This is a genomic window from Streptomyces sp. NPDC001492, assembly GCF_053597275.1.
Window position 1 is genome coordinate 271,875 of sequence record NZ_JBSFHW010000007.1, and the last position, 21,737, is coordinate 293,611.

At 69.9% G+C, this 21,737-nt stretch carries 24 protein-coding genes; 11 read left to right on the plus strand and 13 right to left on the minus strand.

Going from position 1 to position 21,737, the window contains the following annotated elements:
* Positions 1-99 precede the first annotated feature (99 nt).
* Positions 100-375 (plus strand): dsRBD fold-containing protein, encoded by a 276-nt coding sequence (locus ACWC1K_RS12405; RefSeq protein WP_099934194.1) that lies wholly within the window; start codon positions 100-102, stop codon positions 373-375.
* Positions 376-509: 134 nt separating this feature from the next.
* Here ACWC1K_RS12405 and ACWC1K_RS12410 read toward each other — a convergent pair whose 3' ends face one another.
* The 6 genes from ACWC1K_RS12410 to ACWC1K_RS12435 all read right to left on the minus strand — a co-directional run bounded on the left by ACWC1K_RS12410 (position 510) and on the right by ACWC1K_RS12435 (position 5,308).
* Entirely contained in the window at positions 510-1,673 is a 1,164-nt protein-coding gene (locus tag ACWC1K_RS12410; protein WP_450830718.1) for a serine hydrolase domain-containing protein, read from the minus strand.
* A 34-nt stretch (positions 1,674-1,707) separates the two neighbouring features.
* The gene (locus ACWC1K_RS12415; RefSeq protein ID WP_450830720.1) at positions 1,708-2,172 is read right to left on the minus strand and encodes an organic hydroperoxide resistance protein; all 465 of its coding nucleotides are present in this window, start codon (positions 2,170-2,172) and stop codon (positions 1,708-1,710) included.
* A gap of 104 nt (positions 2,173-2,276) precedes the next feature.
* Entirely contained in the window at positions 2,277-2,753 is a 477-nt protein-coding gene (locus ACWC1K_RS12420) for a MarR family winged helix-turn-helix transcriptional regulator (protein WP_450830722.1), read from the minus strand.
* Positions 2,750-3,511 carry an energy-coupling factor ABC transporter ATP-binding protein gene (locus tag ACWC1K_RS12425; protein WP_450830723.1) on the minus strand — a complete coding sequence of 254 codons (762 nt, stop codon included), beginning with the start codon at positions 3,509-3,511 and terminating at the stop codon, positions 2,750-2,752. The genes ACWC1K_RS12420 and ACWC1K_RS12425 overlap by 4 nt, the downstream gene beginning before the upstream one ends.
* The gene (gene cbiQ / locus ACWC1K_RS12430) at positions 3,499-4,260 is read right to left on the minus strand and encodes a cobalt ECF transporter T component CbiQ (protein WP_450748721.1); all 762 of its coding nucleotides are present in this window, start codon (positions 4,258-4,260) and stop codon (positions 3,499-3,501) included. The genes ACWC1K_RS12425 and cbiQ overlap by 13 nt, the downstream gene beginning before the upstream one ends.
* A 1-nt stretch (position 4,261) precedes the next feature.
* The gene (locus tag ACWC1K_RS12435; RefSeq protein ID WP_450830725.1) at positions 4,262-5,308 is read right to left on the minus strand and encodes an energy-coupling factor ABC transporter permease; all 1,047 of its coding nucleotides are present in this window, start codon (positions 5,306-5,308) and stop codon (positions 4,262-4,264) included.
* Positions 5,309-5,469: 161 nt separating this feature from the next.
* On the opposite strand from ACWC1K_RS12435, the gene ACWC1K_RS12440 reads away from it, so the two are divergent.
* A complete protein-coding gene (locus ACWC1K_RS12440; protein WP_450830726.1) occupies positions 5,470-5,817 on the plus strand; it encodes an SsgA family sporulation/cell division regulator in 348 nt (115 codons plus the stop codon).
* Between the two features lie 104 nt (positions 5,818-5,921).
* Here ACWC1K_RS12440 and ACWC1K_RS12445 read toward each other — a convergent pair whose 3' ends face one another.
* From ACWC1K_RS12445 to ACWC1K_RS12465, 5 genes are all read right to left on the minus strand, one after another.
* On the minus strand, positions 5,922-7,595 hold the full coding sequence (locus ACWC1K_RS12445; RefSeq protein WP_450830728.1) for a penicillin-binding transpeptidase domain-containing protein: 1,674 nt from the start codon (positions 7,593-7,595) through the stop codon (positions 5,922-5,924).
* 99 nt (positions 7,596-7,694) lie between these two features.
* Complete coding sequence (locus ACWC1K_RS12450) at positions 7,695-9,320, minus strand: penicillin-binding transpeptidase domain-containing protein (RefSeq protein WP_450830730.1); 1,626 nt, start codon at positions 9,318-9,320, stop codon at positions 7,695-7,697.
* Between the two features lie 141 nt (positions 9,321-9,461).
* Entirely contained in the window at positions 9,462-10,310 is an 849-nt protein-coding gene (locus ACWC1K_RS12455) for a phage integrase central domain-containing protein (protein ID WP_450830731.1), read from the minus strand.
* A gap of 56 nt (positions 10,311-10,366) precedes the next feature.
* Positions 10,367-10,639 (minus strand): helix-turn-helix domain-containing protein, encoded by a 273-nt coding sequence (locus tag ACWC1K_RS12460; protein WP_450830733.1) that lies wholly within the window; start codon positions 10,637-10,639, stop codon positions 10,367-10,369.
* 16 nt (positions 10,640-10,655) lie between these two features.
* On the minus strand, positions 10,656-11,555 hold the full coding sequence (locus ACWC1K_RS12465; RefSeq protein ID WP_450830734.1) for a DNA primase family protein: 900 nt from the start codon (positions 11,553-11,555) through the stop codon (positions 10,656-10,658).
* 124 nt (positions 11,556-11,679) lie between these two features.
* Between ACWC1K_RS12465 and ACWC1K_RS12470 the strand changes: the two genes are divergently transcribed.
* The gene (locus ACWC1K_RS12470; protein WP_450830736.1) at positions 11,680-11,934 is read left to right on the plus strand and encodes a hypothetical protein; all 255 of its coding nucleotides are present in this window, start codon (positions 11,680-11,682) and stop codon (positions 11,932-11,934) included.
* 9 nt (positions 11,935-11,943) lie between these two features.
* Here ACWC1K_RS12470 and ACWC1K_RS12475 read toward each other — a convergent pair whose 3' ends face one another.
* Positions 11,944-12,480, minus strand: coding sequence for a TetR/AcrR family transcriptional regulator (locus tag ACWC1K_RS12475; protein ID WP_450830737.1), 537 nt, complete (start codon positions 12,478-12,480; stop codon positions 11,944-11,946).
* Positions 12,481-12,555: 75 nt separating this feature from the next.
* Between ACWC1K_RS12475 and ACWC1K_RS12480 the strand changes: the two genes are divergently transcribed.
* The 4 genes from ACWC1K_RS12480 to ACWC1K_RS12495 are packed head-to-tail and all read left to right on the plus strand — an operon-like array spanning position 12,556 to position 15,366.
* A complete protein-coding gene (locus ACWC1K_RS12480) occupies positions 12,556-13,605 on the plus strand; it encodes an aldo/keto reductase (protein WP_450830739.1) in 1,050 nt (349 codons plus the stop codon).
* Positions 13,602-13,835 carry a hypothetical protein gene (locus tag ACWC1K_RS12485; RefSeq protein WP_450830741.1) on the plus strand — a complete coding sequence of 78 codons (234 nt, stop codon included), beginning with the start codon at positions 13,602-13,604 and terminating at the stop codon, positions 13,833-13,835. Before ACWC1K_RS12480 ends, ACWC1K_RS12485 begins: the two co-directional genes overlap by 4 nt.
* Complete coding sequence (locus ACWC1K_RS12490) at positions 13,817-14,320, plus strand: hypothetical protein (protein ID WP_450830742.1); 504 nt, start codon at positions 13,817-13,819, stop codon at positions 14,318-14,320. Before ACWC1K_RS12485 ends, ACWC1K_RS12490 begins: the two co-directional genes overlap by 19 nt.
* 11 nt (positions 14,321-14,331) lie before the next feature.
* Complete coding sequence (locus ACWC1K_RS12495; RefSeq protein WP_450830744.1) at positions 14,332-15,366, plus strand: SDR family oxidoreductase; 1,035 nt, start codon at positions 14,332-14,334, stop codon at positions 15,364-15,366.
* 381 nt (positions 15,367-15,747) lie between these two features.
* On the opposite strand, the gene ACWC1K_RS12500 is transcribed toward ACWC1K_RS12495, so the two are convergent.
* Positions 15,748-17,487 carry a dolichyl-phosphate-mannose--protein mannosyltransferase gene (locus tag ACWC1K_RS12500; RefSeq protein ID WP_450830746.1) on the minus strand — a complete coding sequence of 580 codons (1,740 nt, stop codon included), beginning with the start codon at positions 17,485-17,487 and terminating at the stop codon, positions 15,748-15,750.
* A 95-nt stretch (positions 17,488-17,582) separates the two neighbouring features.
* Here ACWC1K_RS12500 and rsmI point away from each other — a divergent pair, with 95 nt between their 5' ends.
* The 4 genes from rsmI to ACWC1K_RS12520 all read left to right on the plus strand — a co-directional run bounded on the left by rsmI (position 17,583) and on the right by ACWC1K_RS12520 (position 21,597).
* Positions 17,583-18,443: a 16S rRNA (cytidine(1402)-2'-O)-methyltransferase gene (gene rsmI / locus ACWC1K_RS12505; protein ID WP_450830748.1), complete on the plus strand. Its 861-nt coding sequence runs from the start codon at positions 17,583-17,585 to the stop codon at positions 18,441-18,443.
* A 245-nt stretch (positions 18,444-18,688) separates the two neighbouring features.
* Positions 18,689-19,096 (plus strand): hypothetical protein, encoded by a 408-nt coding sequence (locus ACWC1K_RS12510; protein ID WP_450830750.1) that lies wholly within the window; start codon positions 18,689-18,691, stop codon positions 19,094-19,096.
* Between the two features lie 46 nt (positions 19,097-19,142).
* Positions 19,143-20,039: a TatD family hydrolase gene (locus tag ACWC1K_RS12515; protein ID WP_450830751.1), complete on the plus strand. Its 897-nt coding sequence runs from the start codon at positions 19,143-19,145 to the stop codon at positions 20,037-20,039.
* 163 nt (positions 20,040-20,202) lie between these two features.
* The gene (locus ACWC1K_RS12520; RefSeq protein ID WP_450830752.1) at positions 20,203-21,597 is read left to right on the plus strand and encodes a ubiquitin-like domain-containing protein; all 1,395 of its coding nucleotides are present in this window, start codon (positions 20,203-20,205) and stop codon (positions 21,595-21,597) included.
* Positions 21,598-21,737 lie beyond the last annotated feature (140 nt).

Consider the following 21,737-nt stretch of genomic DNA (forward strand, 5'->3'; position numbering starts at 1 on the left):
CGCGCCGCGGACCCCGGGCCGTCACACCGGCCCGGGGTCTGCGTGCATCCACGGGCCGGTAGGAGCACTCTGGAAGCAGGTCTTCCGGAGGTGATCGTCATGATGCACACCGCAGTGGGATGGCACGTCGAGCTGGAGTTCCAGGAGGACGAGACGCACACGCGGGCGGTCGCGCTGGTACGGCTGTCCGACGGGACCGAGGTCAAGGCCCATGGTCACGCGAGCCGCCACCACACCGACGCGAATCAGCCAAGGGTGGGGGAGGAGATCGCCGGGGCGCGGGCGCTGAACGAGCTTGCCATGCAGTTGCTGACCAAGGCGCATGGGGAGATCGACTCGGCGTCGGGGCGGACGTCGCACTCGATCAACGTTTGAGTGGACCTCCGCGGGCCGTGCCGATTTGCGGCTCCGCCGCGGGGGCTGCGATGGGTCGTTCGTCGTCTGCGGGGTCGTTGGGGCTGGTCGCGCAGTTCCCCGCGCCCCTTATGGGGCGCTGTCGAACCGTCGCGTTATGCCGATATGGCGCTCTGTACCGCCCTCACCAAGGCCTGCGCCCTTGGATCCGCCGTCACTGACTTGCGGAAGCCGTTCGTCACGTAGCCGAAAGCTATGCCCGAGTCCGGGTCGGCGAAGCCCAGGGCGCCGCCGCGGCCCGGGTGGCCGAAGGAGGTGGGGGTCAGGAGCGGGGAGGCCGCTCCGTGCAGCATGTAGCCGAGGCCGAACCGTGTGCCCACCACCAGCACGCGGTCCGGTCCCGCGCTGCGTTCGGTGCGGGCCAGCTCCACGGTCTCAGGCGCGAACAGCCTTGTGCCGCCGTCGACTTCGCCGATCAGGGATGCGTAGAAACGGGCGAGGCCCTCCGCCGTGGCGATGCCGTTGGTGGCCGGGAGCGCGGCGGCGCGGTAGGAGGGGTCGTTCTGGTCCGGGAAGGGGCTGATTGCGGCGAAGGCCCGGCGGGTGAGGGAGTCCGGGTTCTCGTAGGCCTCGGTGACCGAGCGCTTCGGGCGCAGATGCAGACCGCCGACTGGCTCGGGCCCCTCCACGCGGCCGACGCGGCCCACCCGGCCCGCCTCCGACTCCGGCAGGCCCAGCCACAGGTCGAGCCCCCGCGGCCCGGTGACCTCCGCCGCGAGCCACTCCCCGGCCCACCGGCCCGTGACGCGCCGTACCAGTTCGTCGAGCATCCAGCCGTACGTCAGCGCGTGATACCCGTGGTCGGTGCCCGGCTCCCACGCGGGCGCCTGCGCGGCGACCGCCTCGGGGCCGCGGTGCGGGTCCAGCGCGTCGGACGGCGTGAGCGGGTGGTCGAGCACCGGCAGCCCGGCCCGGTGGCTCAGCACGTGCTGCACCAGCAGCCGCTCCTTGCCGTGCGCCTTGAACTCCGGCCAGTACTCGCCGACCGGCGCGTCCAGGTCCAGTTCCCCGCGCTGCCACAGCAGCAGGAGTACGGCGGCGGCGACCCCCTTGGTCGCCGAGCGCACGACCTGGGCGGTGCCCTGCTGCCACGGTTCGGTGCCGTCGACGTCCTTCGTGCCGCCCCACAGGTCGACGACCTTGCGCCCGTCCCGGTAGACGGCGACGGCCGCGCCCCGGTCGCCGAGCATCTCGAAGTTCCGTACGAACGCTTCCCTGACCGGCTCGAAGCCCTCCGCCACTGTGCCGTTCACGTCCACGCCCGTGTTCCTCCTGCCGGTGAGTACTCCCCACTCACCCAAGCAGAATCGTCACGTCGATGTTCCCGCGGGTCGCGTTCGAGTACGGGCACACCTCGTGCGCCGCGTCCACCAGCTTCGCCGCGACGTCCTGGTCAAGGACCGGCAGCGAAACGCTGAGGGCGACCGCGAGACCGTAACCGCGCTGCTTGTTGGGGCCGATGCCGACCTTCGCGGCGACCGTGGAACCGGTGAGATCGAAGCCGGACCGGCGGCCCACCAGCACCAGCGCGTTGTGGAAGCACGAGCTGTAGCCGGCCGCGAACAGCTGCTCGGGATTGGTGCCGTTGCCGTCCCCGCCCAGCTCCGGCGGCATCGCGACCCTGACGTCGATCTGCCCGTCCTGGCTGGTGACGTAGCCGTCCCGGCCGCCGTGCGCGGTCGCCTCGGCGACGTACATGATTTTCGTCGGTCGGGTGTCGATGTCGTTGAGGTCGAGATCGTCACTCATGGCGCTCATGGCTGGCCCCCCATAACAAGTGCGCGCAAGTACATCGTGCACAAGATACTGGCTGGTAGGTCAGCAGCCGGTACCTGGGGGCGGCAACCGGGGGTAACCCGAGATCAGGGGTGCGCGGCCGCTTCGGCCCGCGCCGCCAGCCGCCAGAGCTCCTCGCGCAGCCGCGCGACCTCCGGCGCGTCGAGCCCCGTCGCCGCGAGCAGCGCGCCCGGTACGCAGGCCGCGCGCTCCCGCAGTTCCTCCCCGCGCCCGGTGCACGCGACCAGCACCGAGCGCTCGTCGTGCGGCGCGCGCTCCCGGCGCACCAGCCCTGCCGCCTCCAGCCGCTTCAGCAGCGGCGAGACCGTGCCGTAGTCGAGCCGTAGCGCGGTCGCCAGTTCCTTGACCGGGATCTCGCCGCGCTCCCACAGGACGAGCAGCACGAGGTACTGCGGGTAGGTGAGGCCGAGTTCGTCCAGGAGCGGGCGGTAGGAGGACGTCACCGCGCGCTGGGCCGCGTACAGCGCGAAGCACAACTGGTCGTCGAGGAGCAGCGAGCCCTCAGAGCCGGTCCTGGCCGCCGTATCGTCCGCGTTCGTCACGCGCCCATTGTCACGGACCGCGGATCGAAACCGAAGGGCAGCTCCAGGCGGTGGGCGCGCATGAGCTCCTCGTCCGACAGCAGCTCGGCCGTCTTGCCGTCCGCCGCGATCACGCCCTCGCTGAGGATCAGCGAGCGGGGGCACAGCTCCAGGGCGTACGGCAGGTCGTGGGTGACCATGAGGACGGTGACGTCCAACGAGCGCAGGATGTCGGCCAGTTCGCGCCGGGAGGCCGGGTCGAGGTTGGAGGACGGCTCGTCCAGGACGAGGATCTCCGGCTCCATGGCGAGTACGGTCGCCACGGCCACCCGGCGCCGCTGCCCGAAGGAGAGGTGGTGCGGGGGCCGGTCCTTGAACTCCGCCATGCCGACCCGCGCGAGCGCTCGGTCGACGCGCTCCTCCAGCTCCGGCCCCTTCAGTCCGGCCGCCGCGGGACCGAACGCCACGTCCTCGCGCACCGTCGGCATGAACAGCTGGTCGTCCGGGTCCTGGAAGACGATGCCGACGCGGCGGCGGATTTCCGCCATGTGCTGCTTGCCGACGGGCAGTCCGGCGACCGTGACGGTGCCCGCACCGCCGGTCAGGATGCCGTTGAGGTGCAGCACGAGCGTCGTCTTGCCGGCGCCGTTCGGCCCGAGCAGCGCGACCCGCTCGCCGCGCGCGAGGGAGAAGTCCACGCCGAACAGGGCCTGGTGGCCGTCGGGGTAGGCGAAGGCGAGGCCGGAGACCTCCAGGGAAGCAGTACTCACAGGGTCCATCCCAGCAGGCAGACGACGAGGGCGGCGAAGGGGAGCGTGAGGGCGTACGACCACTGCGCCCGGGACGCGGTCACCTCGTCGATCACCGGCATCGAACCGGCGTATCCGCGGCTGACCATGGCCAGGTGGACGCGCTCCCCGCGCTCGTAGGAGCGGATGAACAGGGCGCCCGCCGACTTGGCGAGCACGCCCCAGTGCCGCACGCCCCGCGCCTCGAAGCCCCGGGACTCGCGCGCGATCCGCATCCGGCGCATCTCGTCCGTGATGACGTCGCCGTAGCGGATCATGAAGGACGCGATCTGCACGAGCAGCGGCGGGAGCTTCAACCGCTGGAGGCCGAGGAGCAGTTCACGCAGTTCGGTGGTGGAGGCCAGGAGGACGGAGGCGGCGACGCCCAGCGTGCCCTTGGCGAGGACGTTCCAGGCGCCCCACAGGCCGTTCACGCTCAGCGACAGCCCGAGGACGTCCACCCGCTCGCCCTCGGCCACGAACGGCATCAGCACCGCGAACGCGACGAACGGCACCTCGATCAGCAGCCGCTTGAGCAGAAACCCGGCGGGCACACGCGCGAGCCGCGCGACGACCGCGAGCAGCACGGCGTACAGACCGAAGGCCCACACCGCCTCCCGCGGCGTCGACACCACGACGACCACGAAGGCGAACGCGGCGGCCAGCTTGGTGTGCGGCGGCAGGGCGTGCACGGGGGAGTGCCCGTGCCGGTAGAGCCTGTGTGCGTGTCCGGCGCCCATGTCAGACGCCCGTGCTGACGGGAGAGGCGTCGGTCGTACGGCGCCTGCGGACCGCCCAGAAGACCGTGCTGCCCGCGACGACCGTGACACCGACGCCGATCAGGCCCGCCACGCCCTTGGAGACGCGGCCGTCGGTGATGTCCTTGACGCCGTAGCCGGCGAGCGGGGAGTCGGCGGAGGCGTGCTTCTGGGTCTTCTTGTCGATGCCCTGGTCCTGGGCGACCTTCATCAGACCGTCGGGGTTCGCGTTGGCGTAGAAGCTGACGAAGCCCGCCAGGACGAGGGAGGTGACCAGGCCGGTGGCCCACAGCGCGCGGCGGGAGGCGCGCGCCGCCACGGGCGCCGGGCGGGCGGCGGGAGCGTCCACGAGTTCGCCGTTCACCCGCAGCTTGAGCTTCTGCTCCAGGCCGCGCGCGCCGTACACGAGGTCCGGGCGTACGGCGATCACCGCGCCCACGGTCAGCCCCGTGATCGCCGCCTCGCCGATCCCGATCAGCACGTGTACGCCGATCATCGCGGTGGCGACCTTGCCGATGGAGACGTCGGTGGTGCCGCCGACGGCGTAGATCAGCGTGAAGGCGACCGCCGCGGCCGGGACCGAGAGGAGCGCCGCGGCGAAGGAGGCCACGGTGACCGAGCGGCGTCCCCGCGGGAGCACCTTCACCAGGCCGCGGAAGACGGCGTACCCGACGACCGTCGTGACGATCGCCATGTCCGTGATGTTCACGCCGAGCGCGGTCAGACCGCCGTCCGCGAAGAGGATGCCCTGCATCAGCAGGACGACGGACACGCACAGCACGCCGGTGAAGGGGCCGACGAGGATCGCGGCGAGCGCACCGCCGAGCAGATGGCCGCTGGTCCCCGCCGCGACGGGGAAGTTCAGCATCTGCACCGCGAAGATGAACGCCGCGACCAGCCCGGCCAGCGGCGCCGTCCGCTCGTCCAGCTCACGGCGGGCGCCGCGCAGGCTCACCGCGATGGCGCCCGCGGCGACGACTCCGGTCGCGGCGGAGACGGGGGCGTTGATGAATCCGTCAGGCACATGCACCGTTCGATGATAGTGCCTTGTTGCGAACAACTTGCAAGAGCGAGAGGCTCGTGGCGTGAGTCGTCGCACGCCAAGGGGCGTCCTCGGGAAAATATGGGACATTAGGAGGGGGTGGACGCACACCTTCCGCACAGGACACGCAGCGTGAGAGGGCCGTCACGATGTCTGTAGTCGAGCAGTACGCACGAGCCCACCTGGTCACGGATGCGGCGGTACCGGAGGACGAGACGGTGCCGGTGGTCCTGCGCTACGACCCCGAGGTCGACCCGCGTGAGGTGCGGATGGGACTGCCGGGGGCAGATGAGTGGAGTTTTTCGCGGTCCCTGCTGGAACAGGGGCTGCGGGCGCCTGCCGGCAGCGGTGAGGTGCGGGTGTGGCCCTGCGGGCGGGTTCAGGCCGTCGTCGAGTTCCACTCGGCGGAGGGTGTCTCGGTGGTGCAGTTCGAGTCGAAGACCCTTCTGCGGTTTCTGCGCCGCACCTATATGGCTGCGGCGCCCGTTTCCCGCTGAGTCGTCTGCGGCGCCGTTGTGGCTCGTCGCGCCCACGCGGCGGAGCCGCAAATCGACACAGCCCCGCGCCCCTTCGGGGCGCCCCCGAGGGGCGCCCCCTCAGCTCAGCCGCCCATCTTGAGAAGTGCCGCCACGATCGGGCCCGCCGTGTCGCCGCCGTGGCCGCCCGCCTGGACCACGCCTGAGGCCGCGAGGTCGCCGCAGTAGGCGGTGAACCAGCCGTTGGGCTTCTTCTGGCCGTCGACCTCGGCCGAGCCCGTCTTGGCGCCGCAGCCGGACATGCCCGCCATCGCCTTGGCCGCCGTACCGTACGAGGCCGTGTAGGACATGACCTCCTTGAGCTCGGCCTGGGTCTTCGACGACATCGTGCGCGAGGCCTTCGCCAGTGTGCGGTGGTCCACCGACGGGGCGACCAGGTACGGCTGGTGGAAGGTGCCGTCCGCCACCGTCGACGAGACCGACGCCATGTTCAGCGGGTTCATCCGGACCCCGCCCTGCCCGATCAGCGAGGCGCCCATCTGGGCGCCGCTCATCACGGGGACGGAGCCGTCGAAGGTGGGGACGCCGATGGACCAGTTGTTCATTCCGAGGCCGTAGACCTGCTGGGCCTCCTGCGTCAGGTCGCTGTTGGACAGCTTCGGCGCGAAGTTGATGAAGGCGTTGTTGCAGGAGGCCCCGAAAGCCAGCTTGAACGAGCCCTGCTTGATCTCCGAGTCGCCGTCGTTGTGGAAGGTCCAGCCCGCCAGCTTGTACGTCTTGGGGCAGGGGTGCGCCTGGTCGGGGTGGACGAGGTTCTTCTCGAACAGCATCGTCGAGGTCACGATCTTCATCGTGGAGCCGGGGGCCAGGGAGCCCTGGAACGCCACGTTGAAGCTGGGGCTGTGGTTCGCGACGGCGAGGATCTCGCCGGTCGACGGGCGCATGACGACGACCGAGGACCGGTCCTTCGCGGCGACCTGCTTCTCGGCCGCGGCCTGGAAGACCGGGCTCAGCGTCGTGTTCACCTTGCCCGGCGTGCCCTTGGTCAGCGTCAGCAGCGTCTTGTCGGACAGCTTGGCCTTCTGCGAGGCCTTGCCCCGCACCACGTCCAGCTCGACGCCCGCCTTGCCGCCGGCGGTCTTGCCGTACTTCTCCCGCAAACCGTCCAGGACCGGGCCGAGCGAGGGGTATTTCGCGGTCGTCAGCTCACCGCCGTGGCGGTCGTACGCCTTGACCGGCGGCGTCCCGGCCTCGCCGGTGACCAGGGTGTCGCCGTCCCTGAGGTCGGGGTGGACGACGGAGGAGTGCCAGTCGACGTACGGCTTGCCGTCCTCCTTCTTGCGGACGACCGTCAGCGCACTCCGGTACGAGAGGGGCAGCTTGGTGCCCTTGTAGGAGACCGTGCCCTTGACGGTGAAGGGGACCTTGTCGCCGGTGCGGGTGCCCTCGGTGAGGGTGGCGCCCGTGATGTGGGCGTCCTTGGTGAAGCCGGTCAGCAGGGCGGTGGCCGCCGCCGGGTCGTTGGTGGCGGCGGCGGCCTGCGTCGCCTTGCCCTGCTGCCAGGACGTGAGGAACTTCTCGGCCGTCGTCTGTACCTCGGTCGCCGACAGCGGACCGGTCTTGACCTTGGGCTTGTCGTCGGTGGACGAGGAAGTCGCCGACGTCCGGTCGTCGGCAGCCGAGCCGCCCGTCAGCGCGTAGACGCCGACGCCGGCGCCGACGACCACCACGGCGATCATCCCGCCGACCACGGCGGGTTTGGTCTTCCGTCGCTCGGCGACGCGCCTTCTGTTACCCACTGTTCCCGTTCCTCCGAGAGATCCCCAGGGTCCCCGTTGCCCACATCCATCCCAACCAACGACGGCAACAGCCTAGAGTCCCGTCCTCAACGGGTGACTTCAGGAGCCGGTCCGTAGCACAGCTGCGACAATCGGCCCGGCCGCCGTGCCGCCGTGGCCGCCCTCCTCGGTCATGGCCGCCGCCGCAAGGTCGCCCCTGAAGCCCGTGAACCAGCTGTTGGACACGGTCTGTCCGTCGACCTCCGCGGAACCGGTCTTCGCGCCGAAGTCCCCGCTCAGCCCGGCCATCGCCTGCATCGCGGTGCCCTGCGTCGCGGTGAGCCGCATCATCTGCTTCAGCTGCGCGGCGGTGCTCGCGCGCAGGCCCTTCGCGGTGGCCAGTTGACGGTCGTCCAGCTTCGGCGAGACCAGATACGGCTGCCGGAACGTGCCGGTGATGGCGGTCGCGGTGACCGACGCCATGTTCAGCGGGCTCATCTGGACCTGGCCCTGGCCGATGGCGTTCGCCGCCCGGTCCGGGCCGCTGACGGCGGGGACCTTGCCGTCGAAGGAGACGATGCCGGTCTTCCAGTTGTCCCGGCCGAGCCCGAACCGGTCCTGGGCCTCGGTCGTGAGGGAGGAGTCGTCGAGCGGCTTCTCGTCGATGAGCTTGATGAAGGCCGTGTTGCAGGAGCGCAGGAAGCTGTTGGCGAGCGTGGCGTTCTCGTTGGGCTTCATGTTCTTGAGGTTCTTGAAGGTCTGGCCCTGCCAGATGGCGTCAGGAGGGCAGGGCGCCGGGCCGTTCATCGAGGTCACGCCGTTGTCGATGAGCATCGCCGCGGTGATGATCTTCATGGTGGAGCCGGGTGCCACCTCGCCCTGGAAGGCCGCGTTGAACTGGTCCCTGCGGTGGTTGGCGACCGCGAGCACCTCGCCGGTGCTGGGCTTGACGGCCACCACCGACGACTGCGCGAACCTCTTCACCGCCGTTTCGGCCGCGGCCTGCGCGCTCGCGCTGATCGTGGTCTGCAGCCGGCCCGCCCGGCCCTTGGCGAGGGTGAGCAGCGAGGTGTCGCCCGCGTCCGGGGACTCGTGCTTGATCGCCAGCTCGATGCCGGGGGTGCCGCCCGCCTTGTCGCCGTACCGCTCGCGCAGGGTGTCCAGGACCGGGCCGAGCGAGGGGTACTTCTCCTTCGTCAGTACGGCCCCGTTCCGGTCCACGGCCTCGATCGGCGGGTTCGCCGCCTCGCCGGTGAACAGGGTGTCGCCCTTGTGCAGCTGCGGATGGACCACGGACGGCCGCCAGTCGACCAGCGCGCGCCCGGTGGTCCTCCCGCGCACGACGGTCAGCTCGCTCTTGTACGCCAGCGGCTTGGACCTGCCCCCGTAGGACACCGTCGCCCTGACCGTGTAAGGGACCGTCGCGCCGTGCGCCGTACCCGGCGTGATCTTCACGCCGGTGATGTGCGCGGCGTTGCGGTAGGAGGTCAGCAGCGGTTCGGCCGCGGCGTCGTTGTTGGTGTACGTCGCCGCCTGGGCCGCCTGGCCCTTCTCCCAGGCCGCGAAGAACTTCGCCGAGGTCTCCTTGATCTCGTCGCGGCTCGGCGGACCGGTCTGCACGGACGCTCCGTCCGAGCCTCCGTCTCCGTTCAGCGCGGACACGATGTTGTACGCCCCGTATCCGGCGCCGCCCACCATCACAGCGAAGACGCTGCTGATGACGGTGATCTTGACCCCCTTGCCCATGAAGGGCTCCCTCCCCGTTCCCCGTTGGTCCCTCGCACTGTATGTGGCTCAAGGGGGAGCTGTGAGGGGAGTTTCCCTATGTTGTGTCCGTTCGGATACTCAGAGGTACTCAGAAAGGGCTCAAAGGGCCCAGAAGGTCCGCTATACCCAGGTATCCAGCCACATACGTGAACGCCAGTCGTCGATCGGGATGGCGGTCCCGGTGTACAGCGGCCAGAAGTAGATGAAGTCTGCGTGATCTGGCTCAGCAGGGGAGTGACCAGGGCGTTTGCTGCTGGCCGTGGGGGCGGCAGACCGCCCGGGCCGTCCAGGGGCCGTGATCATGGACGTGTGCCGTCCAGAGTGGATGCTGAGCCGGCCATCACGCATGCGTCGTGAGTGAATCACGTGACGCATCCATGAATGCGTCACGACTCGACAGTTGAGTTCGTCGACCGACAGGCCGAAGATCTCGCCCTGTCGCAGGCCGCATCCCGCTCCGGGGTCCACGGTGGCGCGAAAGCGCGGTTGGAGGGCGGACCGTACGTCGAAGACATGCGCGGCCGTCCACGGGACCACACGAGGCTTACCGGGTTTCGGGAGCTGCATGGTGCGGGCCTGGCACGGGTTCTTGCTGAGTAGCCCGTCGTCGACAGCCGCACTCAGCGCGGCTGAGACGGTGCCGACGATGATGCGGCGGTGCGACTCGGCCGGCACGGTGTCTTCGAGGGCCGCGATCCAGGCGCGGATGTGCTCGGGCTTGAACGAGTCGAGCGGGCGAGTCCCGATGTGCGGCGGATAGGCGTGCAGCCGAAGCCGACGCTCAGCAGCCTCACGACTGTTGATCTCGCCCGTGTGGGAGTTGACCCAACGTTCCGCGTACTGCCGGAAGGTGGTCCGTGCTGTGCGTGGGTCGATGTGGTGCGCGTGGTCTTTCCGTCGGCGGTCGTTTCGGTCTTGTACCAGCGGTCTTGGATGTGGCCTGCCATGTGGCGGCGGTCCTCTCGACATGCAGCAGGGAGAGCCGCTGATAGCGGCTCTCCCTGCTGTCTTTGTTGGGTGTTCGGCTAGGCCGCGTTGCGGTCGGCGTCCTTGCGGCCCGTGACGTAGGCGTGCACGTCGGCGGGGTCGTAGCGAAGGTGTTTGCCGATGCGGAAGCCGGGCGGGCCGGTCCGCTTCGTGCGCCACTGGTAGACGGTTTCGAGGGGCACCTCGAACATCGCGGCGATGTCGTCGGGGGTGAGGTACCGGTCCGGGAGGCCACCTCGGAGAGCGGCGCGAGGGTCGGACTTGGCGGGGGCGGGCGCGCTCACTGAGTCCTCCGCGAGTTGGAAATACATTGCTCTGAGTCGCGACTCAGCGGCGCTCAGAGGGGCCTTGAGACGCGATGAGTCGCGACTCAGACAAATGTGGTTCGGACAGGTTCAGCGTGACCCCGGTGTAGGTGACCACCTGCCGGCCGTACGCGTCGCGGGGACGGGAGCGGCTGAGCTGGGGGACCACGGAGAGCAGGTTCCGACCGAACACCTGCTTCGTGCCGGGGCGCACGCCGTTGTCCTCGGCCCACTCCCGCCAGACCGTCCACAGCGCATCCACGGGCACGCTGCACGTGGGTCCGGTGGTGCAGCGCTCGCGGACGAACGCGGACGTGGGTGAGGCGGTGTCCTGCATGGTGGTGACCGCTTCGCGGCTGGATGCCGGTTCGGTGATCCGCCCCGTCTGCTGGAGGCGGGCGAGGCCGTCCAGGGCCCAGTTGAGGATGCCCGGCATCTCTGCCACGAGCCGGTCGAAGAGGGTGGGGTCGTCCTTGCCCAGCCATGACACCCGCATGTTGAGCAGCACGAACCGTTTGGCGATGACGCCGGAGGAGTCGCCGAAGTGCGGCAGCTCGTTGGACAGAATCACCAACCGGGTGGGTAGCTTGCCGGTCCACACCTCGCGGTACTTGCGGTCGATGTCGATGGTGTCCTCACCCGAGATGGTCAGCAGCCGTTCGACGACTTGGCTGTTTTCGTTGCCGGACAGGCGAGCGTCGGAGATGACCGCGAGCGGCTTGCCGATCAGGGTGGACAGCCCGAAGTTCGTGCCGAGTCCGGCCAGGGTCGGACCAGCGAGGTTCTCCTTGCCGACCAGCTCTTTGAGGACGCGGGCGATGGTGCCCTTGCCGGAACGGGACGGGCCGACCATGAGCAGGATCTTCTGCTGGTCGGTACGGCCGGAAAGGACGTAGCCGAACCACTGCTGAAGCGCCCGCACCCCCACCACGGAGGAGTGGGATGCCTTCCTTGGCCACTTTGAGCGCCGCAAGCTCTCCATCGGCATTTGCGCCCGCGCGTTCGGCACCGCGTGCATCCACGAACACGCCTGCGTCCGCTGCTCGATGCTCCGCCCCGACCCCGACCAGCGCGGCCGCCTGGTCGAGATCCGCGACAACCTCCTCGCCCGCATCATCGAGGCCGAACGCGAGGGCTGGCTTGGCGAGCTGGAAGGACTTGAAGTCAGCCTTGCGGGAGCCCAGGACAAGCTCGCCCAGTTGGATGCCGAACAAGCCCGCCGCAGCACCGCCGTGGACCTGGGCATCCCGACCTTCCGCGATATCGCCTGCCGGCACGGCAGCGCACCCCTGCAGCCGTGAGGCCCTCCACTACCGGTGCGTACGGAGTCCGTCGAGGATGAGCGCGAGCATGTGGGGGGCCCGGTCCACGGGGCTGGATGCGGCACGCCACAACGCGCCGGTCAGCTGGAGGAAGTCCCCAGGTGCGGCGTCCTCACGGATGCTTCCGTCCTTCTTGCCGGCGTCGAGGAGTTCGGTGATCGCGGCGATGACCGGCCCGTAGCTCTGCTCGCTGATCGCCTGGTGCACGCCCGGGGTGAGTGCGTCGCCGAGGCCGTGCTTTCGACGCATGGCCTCGACGAGGTCCATCGTCCAGTGCCGGAGGGCTTCCAGTGGCGCCATCTGGGCCAGTAGGTCGGGCACGGTGCCGGTGATGCGTGCCACCTCGTCCTGGTTGACGGCCAGGACGAGCGCCTCGCGTGTGGGGAAGTTGCGGTACAGGGTGCCCGCGCCGACTCCGGCGCGCTGGGCGATCTGGTTCATGGACGTGCTGCCGTCCGCGGAGAGCGCTTCGCGTGCGGCGGCGAGGATGCGTGCCCTGTTCTCACGGGCGTCTGAACGGACCACGGGACCTCACGTTGCTAAGTGGAGAGCTCTCCACTACGTTATGTGGAGAGCTCTCCGCATACTTTAAGGAGCGTCATGCATTACATCAAGCTCGGCATGACCGGCCTCGACGTGTCCCCGATCGCGATCGGTGCGATGACCTACGGCGAACCCGACCGCGGGCATCCCGTCTGGTCGAAGGGCGAGGAGGACGCGCGCCCGCTCATCAGGCACGCACTGGAGGCGGGGATCAACTTCTTCGACACCGCGAACATGTACTCCAACGGTTCCAGCGAGGAGATCCTCGGCCGCGCGCTCAAGGACTTCGCCGACCGCGATGCCGTGGTGATCGCCACCAAGCTGCGCCACCCGATGCGGCTGGGACCGAACGGCCGCGGCCTGTCGCGCAAGGCGATCATGACCGAGGTCGACCACTCGCTGCGCCGCCTCGGCACGGACTACATCGACCTCTACCAGATCCACCGCAACGACCACGCCACTCCGTGGGAGGAGACGCTGGAGGCACTCAGCGACCTCGTGAAGGCCGGCAAGGTCCGCTACCTCGGCGCCTCGTCCATGCACGCCTGGGAGTTCGCGAAGGCGCTGCACCTGCAGAGGCAGCACGGCTGGGCACGGTTCGTGTCGATGCAGGACCACTACAACCTGCTCGCCCGCGAGGAGGAGCGGGAGATGATCCCGCTGTGCCTGGACGAGGGCGTCGGCACGATCATCTGGTCGCCGCTGGCCCGCGGCCGTCTCGCCCGCGCATGGGACGATGCCCGCTCGACGGCGCGCTCCGAGACGGACGGCGCATACGCGGACCTGCTCTACTCGCCGGCCGAGGAGGCATCCAACCACGCGATCATCGACGCCGTCGGGAAGGTCGCCGCCGCACACGGCGTCAGCCGCGCACAGGTCGCGCTCGCCTGGCTGCGCCGCCAGCCGGTCGTCACCGCACCCCTGGTCGGCGCCGGCTCGATCCGGCAGATCGACGAGGCCGTGGTCTCTCTCGACATCGCGCTGACCGACGAGGACGTGCGCGCCCTGGAGACCCCGTACACCCCCCGCCACGACTGGCAGGGCGTATCCGACGAGGCCGAGATGGAGGCCATCCGCGAGCGCGTTCCCGGCATGGCTCTCGCATGAACCCCATCGTCCGCTCCGGCGCCGCTGCCCGCGCCGGAGCCCTCCTCATCCTTGTCGGCCCGCTCGTGTCCTGGGTCGCCGAGTTCATCACTGCCGCCGCATGGCAGGACCCGCCGTACTCGCCCCTGTACAACTGGGTCAGCCACCTCGGCCTGACCGGCCCGCCGCAGACCGCGTTCGGGCAGGTCGCCAACTCCCCCTCGGTGCCGTCATGGACACCGGCTGGGTGATCTACGGCACCCTCCTGATCGTCGGTACGTTCCTCGTGTTCGACCCGCGCAAGGCCGCCCGCCCCATCGTCATCGTGAGCCTCGCCGTCCTCGCCGGTGTCGGAGTCTCGCTCGTCGGCATCTTCCAGGGCTCCAACGCCAACGCCGACAACGGCCTGATCGCCTTCCACACCGTCGGCGCGCAGGGCGTCATGCTCGCCGGCAACATCATGGCGATCGCCGTCGGAACCAGCGGAACCCGCATCGGTCTCACCAGGGGCCGCTCGATCGCGAGCACCGCGCTCGGCACCGCCGGACTGATCGCATTCCCCCTCTTCATGACCGATGTGTTCACCGGCTGGATGTGGAACATCGGCCTGTTCGAGCGCGCCGTCATCTACCCGATCATGATCGGCCACGCCCTCCTCGGAAGCAGCGTGGCCGCCACCCAGCGCCACCGTGCGACGCACCCGCCGGCATCCCTTACCGCACGAGCCGAGAGCTGAAGGAGAGACAGATGACACAGGTACTGGTCACCGGAGGAACTGGATTCATCGGAAGCTGGTGCATCCAGGCCCTGCTGGATGCCGGGCACACCGTCCGCACCACGGTCCGCGACCTGCGGCGCGAGCCGGCGCTGCGCTCCTGGCTGCACGCGGCCACACCGTTCGACGGCGACCGGCTCACCGTCGTGCGCGCCGACCTCGAACACTCCGAGAGCTGGGACGCTGCCGTCACCGACTGCGACTTCGTCCTCCACGTCGCCTCGCCGACCCTGCGCCATACGCCGACGAACGACGACGACCTGGTGGTCCCCGCGCGCGAGGGTGTCCTGCGGGTGCTGCGCGCAGCCCGCAACGCCGGTGTGCGCCGGGTCGTTCTGACCAGCGCCTTCGGCGCCATCGGGATCGGGCACCCCCCGCGCTCGACCCCGTTCACCGAGGAGGACTGGACAGACGTCGACAGCGACATCCCGCCCTACCAGCGGTCCAAAACACTCGCCGAACGCGCCGCCTGGCAGTTCATCCATGACGAAGGCGGTGGCCTGGAACTGGCGGCGGTTCATCCCGTGGGAGTCCTTGGACCCCTGCTCGGCCTGGACGACCCGCCATCTCTGCGTCTGGTCCGCAGAATGCTCGAAGGACAGGTTCCCGCGTGCCCTCCCTTCGGGATGGGCTTCGTCGACGTGCGCGACGTCGCGGATCTGCACCTGCGCGCGATGACCGATCCGGCAGCCGCCGGCGAACGTTTCCTGGCCATCGCCGGGCACAGCCTGCGCGTCATCGACATCGCACGCATCCTGCACGACCGCCTCGGTGAGCGCGCCGCGAAGGCCCCGACCCGTGAACTGCCCGTGTGGATCGCCCGCACACTGGGCATCGTGAACCCGGAACTGCGCCTGCTCAAGCACCAGCTCGGCCGGGACCTCGACGCCACAAGCTCCAAGGCGGAGAAGCTCCTCGGATGGCGCGCCCGTCCCATCGAGGACACCATCGCGGAGACCGCCGAGAGCCTCCTCGCCCACGGCATCGGGACAAAGACCGCCTCGTAGCCAACCGACGCGACAGCCTTGAGGCACCGAAGGTGCGTTGGACTGGTGACCCGGAGCGACTGTGTCCGCTGGTCCTGGGGCCGCGCCAGCGTTCGGTGCGGGCCGCCTGATTTGAAACGAGATTACGACCCGCGCGCCTTTGCCAGTGTCGGCAGTGAATGCCCTATAGGTAGCTGCCACTTACGCCTTACGACGGAGCCGTGGGTACAGCCGGGCATACCTGTGACATCCAGGGACATGAAGCCGTGCCCATCTGCGCGGATACCGCACGGGGCGGGCCGTCTCCGGGCCGTCCGAGGGAGACCAACGACCGCCGCTGATGACCAACAACGACCGTCATGGCGTGACACGGTCGGTCGCGCCATGACGGCGTCAGCCCAGCTAGACCCACGTATCCAGCCACATCCGCGACCGCCAGTCGTCGATCGGGATGGCGGTCCCGGTGTACAGCGGCCAGAAGTAGATGAAGTTCCAGGCGATCAGCAGGACCAGTACGCCCGCTCCCGTCGCCCCCGCCACCCGGCGGGTGTCACTGGACCCGGGTGGTCCGATGATCGCGCCCAGCAGCATCGCCACCGCCAGACAGAGGAACGGCAGGAAGACGACGGCGTAGAAGAAGAAGATCGTCCGCTCCTGGTACAGGAACCAGGGCAGATAACCGGCCGCGATGCCGCAGGCGATGGCGCCCGCCCGCCAGTCGCGGCGCAGCAGCCAGCGCCACAGGATGTACAGGACCGCGAAGCAGGCCACCCACCACAGCAGCGGGGTGCCGATCGCCAGGACCTCGCGGGCGCACTTCTGGCCCGCGTCGACGGGGCAGCCGTCCTTGCCGGGCGAGGGGGACTCGTAGAAGTACGAGACCGGGCGGCCGTCGACGATCCAGCTCCAGGGGTTGGACATGTAGGTGTGCGGCGAGTGCAGGTTGCGGTGGAACTCGTAGACCTCGTGCTCGTAGTGCCACAGGCTGCGCCACCAGTCGGGGAACAGCCAGGTCCAGTTGCCGCCCCTGCCGTCGGTGGCGGCCCAGTTGCGGAAGTAGCCGCCCTTGCCGTTGGTGGGGGAGAGGATCCAGCCGGTCCAGGAGACCAGGTAGGTGACGATCGCGACCGGGACCGTGGCCACGAACGTGATGGCCGCGTCCGGCAGCACCGCCTTGTACGGGTTCCCGGCGCCGGCCACCTTGCGGGCGCCGATGTCCCACAGGACCGCCATCAGGAAGAACGCGACCATGATGTACAGGCCGTTCCACTTGGTGCCGATGGCCAGGCCGAGCATCAGGCCTGCCAGCCAGCGCCACGGGCGCCATCCGAGGCGGGTGGTCTCGGCGATGCGCGCGTCGGGGCGGACCCGGCCGTCGGCGTCCGGTGGGAGCGCGGCGGCGAGTTTCTCGCGCGCCTTGTCACGGTCGATGACCAGGCAGCCGAACGCGGCCAGCACGAAGAACATCAGCACGCCGTCGAGCAGCGAGGTGCGGGCCATCACGAAGGCCAGTCCGTCCACGGCCATCAGCGCGCCCGCGAGGCAGCCGAGGAAGGTCGAGCGGAAGATGCGGCGGCCGATACGGCACAGCATCAGGACCGACAGGGTGCCGAGCAGCGCGGTCATGAACCGCCAGCCGAACGGGTTGAACCCGAAGATCAGCTCCCCGAGCCCGATGACGTACTTGCCGACCGGCGGATGCACGACGTACGCCGCGTCCGTGGGGATCCTGACGTGCCCGTTCAGCGCCAGGATCTGGTCGTTGGCGTTCTTGTCCCAGTTGACCTCGAAGCCGCGGTGGACGAGCGCCCAGGCGTCCTTGGCGTAGTACGTCTCGTCGAATATCACCGCCTTCGGGCTGCCCAGGTGCCAGAAGCGCATCACGCCCGCCATCAGCGTGACCAGCAGCGGGCCGCCCCAGGCCGACCAGCGCGTGATCCGCTCGACGAGCGTCGGCGGCACCCCGAGGACCTGCCACATCCGCGGGCTGGGCTGCACGTACGGCGGCACCAGACGCTCGCGGACGTCGCTTCTCGGCCCGGCCGTGTAGCCGAAACGGCGCAGCCGCTGCTGCCACGACGGCCGCTGGTCCTGCGGGCTCTGGCCTTGCCGGGTGTCCGGGGAGGACGCGGTACTGGTCACCGCGCCATCGTAGGGAACCGTTCTGTGTGAGTCCCGTGCATGGGCGGTAAGGGCTTGGATGCGTCCCGTCGGTGGGCTCCTGGGAGGATGGGGGCGTGACCGGAACCCTCGTACTCGCAGGCACCCCCATCGGCGACATCGCGGACGCGCCGCCCCGGCTGGCCGAGGAGCTGGCGGGGGCCGATGTCGTCGCCGCCGAGGACACCCGGCGGCTCAGGCGGCTGACGCAGGCCCTGGGCGTCACGCCCAAGGGGCGGATCGTGTCGTACTTCGAGGGCAACGAGAGCGCCCGTACGCCCGAACTCGTCGAGGAACTCGTCGGCGGTGCGCGTGTGCTGCTCGTCACCGACGCCGGGATGCCCTCCGTGTCCGACCCCGGGTACCGGCTGGTCGCCGCCGCCGTCGAGAAGGACATCCGCGTCACCGCCGTGCCCGGCCCCTCCGCCGTGCTCACCGCGCTCGCGCTGTCCGGGCTGCCCGTCGACCGGTTCTGCTTCGAGGGGTTCCTGCCGCGCAAGGCGGGCGAGCGGCTGACGCGCCTGAAGGAGGTCGCCGAGGAGCGCCGCACCCTCGTCTACTTCGAGGCCCCGCACCGTCTCGACGACACCCTCGCCGCCATGGCCGAGGTCTTCGGGGCCGAGCGGCGTGCCGCCGTCTGCCGGGAGCTGACCAAGACGTACGAGGAGGTCAGGCGGGGCGGGCTCGGCGAGCTGGCCGCCTGGGCCGCCGAGGGTGTGCGCGGTGAGATCACCGTCGTGGTCGAGGGCGCGCCGGAGAAGGGGCCCGAGGAACTCGACGCCGCCGAGCTGGTGCGCAGGGTGCGGGTGCGGGAAGAGGCGGGGGAGCGGCGAAAAGAAGCCATTGCGGCGGTTGCGGCAGAGGCCGGGCTGCCGAAAAGGGAAGTGTTCGACGCCGTTGTCGCCGCGAAGAATGCCCAATCGGCCGGTGGTTCGTGAGGCTTTCGTGAAGTCGGCCACACCCCCTCTGAGCAGGGCGCATCTCGCCTGAGCAAGCGCCCCACAAACAGGCAAAGCAAGGTCGTGAAAAGCAAAGCCCAGACCCCCTGGGCGAGGGGGTATGGCAAGGAAAATCCAAATCGCCTCCAACAGTCGACAGGGCTGATGCATTCGCTCCGCCAGAAGCGTCCACTGGACCAAGGGACGCACCCGTCCCTTGGTCCAGCAGATCAAGAGGAGCTGGCATGAGCGAGATCTCAGGGCAGTCCGGCCTCCGCGGCGCGGCCACCGCAGTCGTCCACGAGTCGTACTCCTTCGCCTGCATGCGCTGCGGGCACGGCTGGGAGCAGTCGTACGAGATAGAGCACCACAACGACGCCGAGGGCCACGAGTTCGTGATGTACGTGGCCGAGGGGCAGGTCGTGCCGTCTCCGCTGTCCAAGCCCACCTGCCAGAACTGCGACAGTCATGTCGTACGGATCATGCGACCCGGGCAGGTCTCGTCGGTGCGCGACGCGGTGCACAAGCAGCAGCGGCGCACACCGCGGAACGAGTCCCAGGAGGCGGCCGCCGAGGGCGCCGAGGCCGGCGAGCGCGACCACCACTGGCACCTCTCCGATCTTCTGCACCCCTTCCACCGCAAGGCGAGCTGACCGCTCCGGCGGCGGGGCGGGCATGCCCCTTTCGTAGGATCGGAGCATGCCCTCCTCCAGCTCCGGCGAGAAGTCCGTCGAGAAGAACGCGGCGCCGCCGCTCCCGGAACCCCTCCGGGTGGCCGTCGCCGACTCCCACACCCACCTCGACATGCAGAACGGCACGGTCGAGGAGGGCCTCGCGAAGGCCGCTTCGGTGGGCGTGACGACGGTCGTGCAGGTCGGCTGCGACGTGCGGGGCTCGCAGTGGGCCGCCGAGACGGCGGGACGGTACGAGGCCGTCCACGCGACCGTCGCCCTGCACCCCAACGAGGCGCCGCGCATCGTCCACGGCGACCCCGACGGCTGGTCGAGGCAGGGGGCGCGCGAGGCGGGGGGCGCGGTGGCGCTCGACGAGGCGCTCGAACGGATCGACGCGCTGGCCGGGCTTCCCCAGGTCAAGGGCGTCGGCGAGACGGGCCTCGACTACTTCCGCACCGGCCCCGAGGGCAAGGAGGCGCAGGAGGCCTCCTTCCGCGCCCACATCGAGATCGCCAAGCGGCACGGCAAGGCCCTGGTCATCCACGACCGCGACGCCCACGCCGATGTGCTGCGCATCCTCAAGGAGGAGGGCGCTCCGGAGCGGACGGTGTTCCACTGCTACTCCGGGGACGCGGAGATGGCTCAGGTGTGCGCCCGCGCCGGGTACTTCATGTCCTTCGCCGGCAATGTCACCTTCAAGAACGCCCAGCATCTGCGGGACGCGCTCGCCGTGGCACCCCTGGAACTGGTCCTGGTGGAGACGGACGCGCCCTTCCTCACACCGGCGCCGTACCGCGGACGGCCCAACGCGCCGTATCTCATTCCGGTCACGGTGCGCGCCATGGCCGCCGTGCGCGGCATCGACGAGGACGCGCTGGCGACAGCCCTCGCGGCGAACACGGCCCGCGCTTTCGGCTACTGAGGGTAGTCGTTCATAACCCTACGATCAGGCCTGGACGGACTCGCCACCGTCACCACTGTAACTCTTTGTCATCACGCCGCTTTGGAGAGTGATACGGGCTCCGCTAGGTTCTGGTGCCCGATCCGGACCCCTCTGGACCCCACGGCCCCTGGAGCGTGTCGGCGTGAGCAACTCGCAGTACTGGCAGTACTCGCAGTACGGGACGTATGAGGCGTACGACCCGGCGTATCCGCCGGCGTACGCCGACGACGTGCACAGCGCGCAGACCCTGGCCTACGGCGTGCCCGGGGCGTACGAGGACACGTACCGGCCCGCCTACGAAGCGGCCCTGGTGCCCGAGCCGCCGCTTCCGCGGCAGGTGGGGAGCGCGGCGGGCGAGGAACTGCCCGCGCCCGCCGCGCGCGCCGGAACAGGACGCAGACGCCGGGCCGCTCGCCGGCGCAGGGCGCGGCCCATCGATCTCCCGGACGGCTCGATGCGCCGGCTGCTGCCGCAGGCGCTGGTCGTCGCCTTCCTGGCCGGCGGCACCACCGCGTTCGTCGCCAAGGACAAGGCCGTCGAGCTGAACGTCGACGGCAAGCCGCGCACCCTGCACACCTTCGCCGACGACGTGACCGAACTGCTCGCACAGGAGAGCGTCGACGTGGGGGCGCACGACGTGATCGCGCCCGCCCCCGGCACGGCGCTCAGCGACGGTGACGAGATCGTGGTGCAGTACGGGCGCCCCGTGCGGCTCACCATCGACGGGCACCGGCGCGAGGTGTGGACGACGGCGGACACCGTGCAGGAGGCGCTGGAGGAGATGGGGGTGCGGGCGCAGGGCGCGTATCTGTCCGCTGCGCGCTCCCGGCACATCGGACGCGCCGGGCTCGCGCTCGACGTGCGCACCGAGCGCTCCGTCACGGTCATGGCCGACGGCCACGCGCGCACGGTCCGCACGAACGCGGCGACCGTGCAGGAGGTCGTCGAGGAGGCCGGGATCTCCCTGCACGGCGAGGACACCACCTCCGTCCCGGCGGACAGCTTCCCGCGCGACGGGCAGACCGTCACCGTGCTGCGGGTCACCGGCACCAAGGAGGTCCGCGAGGAGGAGATCCCGTTCAAGGTGCAGCGGGAGGACGACCCCGGGCTGTTCAAGGGGACGGAGGTCGTCGACCGGGCGGGACAGCCGGGGCTGCGGCGGATCACCTACTCCCTGCGGATCGTCAACGGAGTCCGGCAGAAGCCGCGCCTGACCGGCACCGAGGTGGTGCGCGAGCCGCAGCCGCAGATCGTGAAGGTGGGCACGAAACCGCTCCCGACGTCCGTGCGCGGCGCCGACGACCTCAACTGGAAGGGCCTCGCGGCCTGCGAGTCGGGCGGCCGCCCGCACGCCGTCGACCCCTCGGGAACCTACGGCGGCCTCTACCAGCTGGAGTCCCGCACCTGGCAGAGCCTCGGCGGCACCGGCCGCCCCGAGGACGCGTCCCCGGCGGAACAGACGGCCCGCGCGAAGAAGCTGTACGTCCGCCGGGGGGCGAGCCCTTGGCCGCATTGCGGGGCACGGCTGCACGGCTGAGCTGCCGCTGGGCTGCTGTTCGACCGCGGGCCGGTGGGGGCTGATCGCGCAGTTCCCCGCGCCCCCCCCCGGGGGGGGGGGGGGGTGTGTTGTGATTGGTTTTTTACACCTCTTTAATCCACTCAACACCCCCCAAAAAA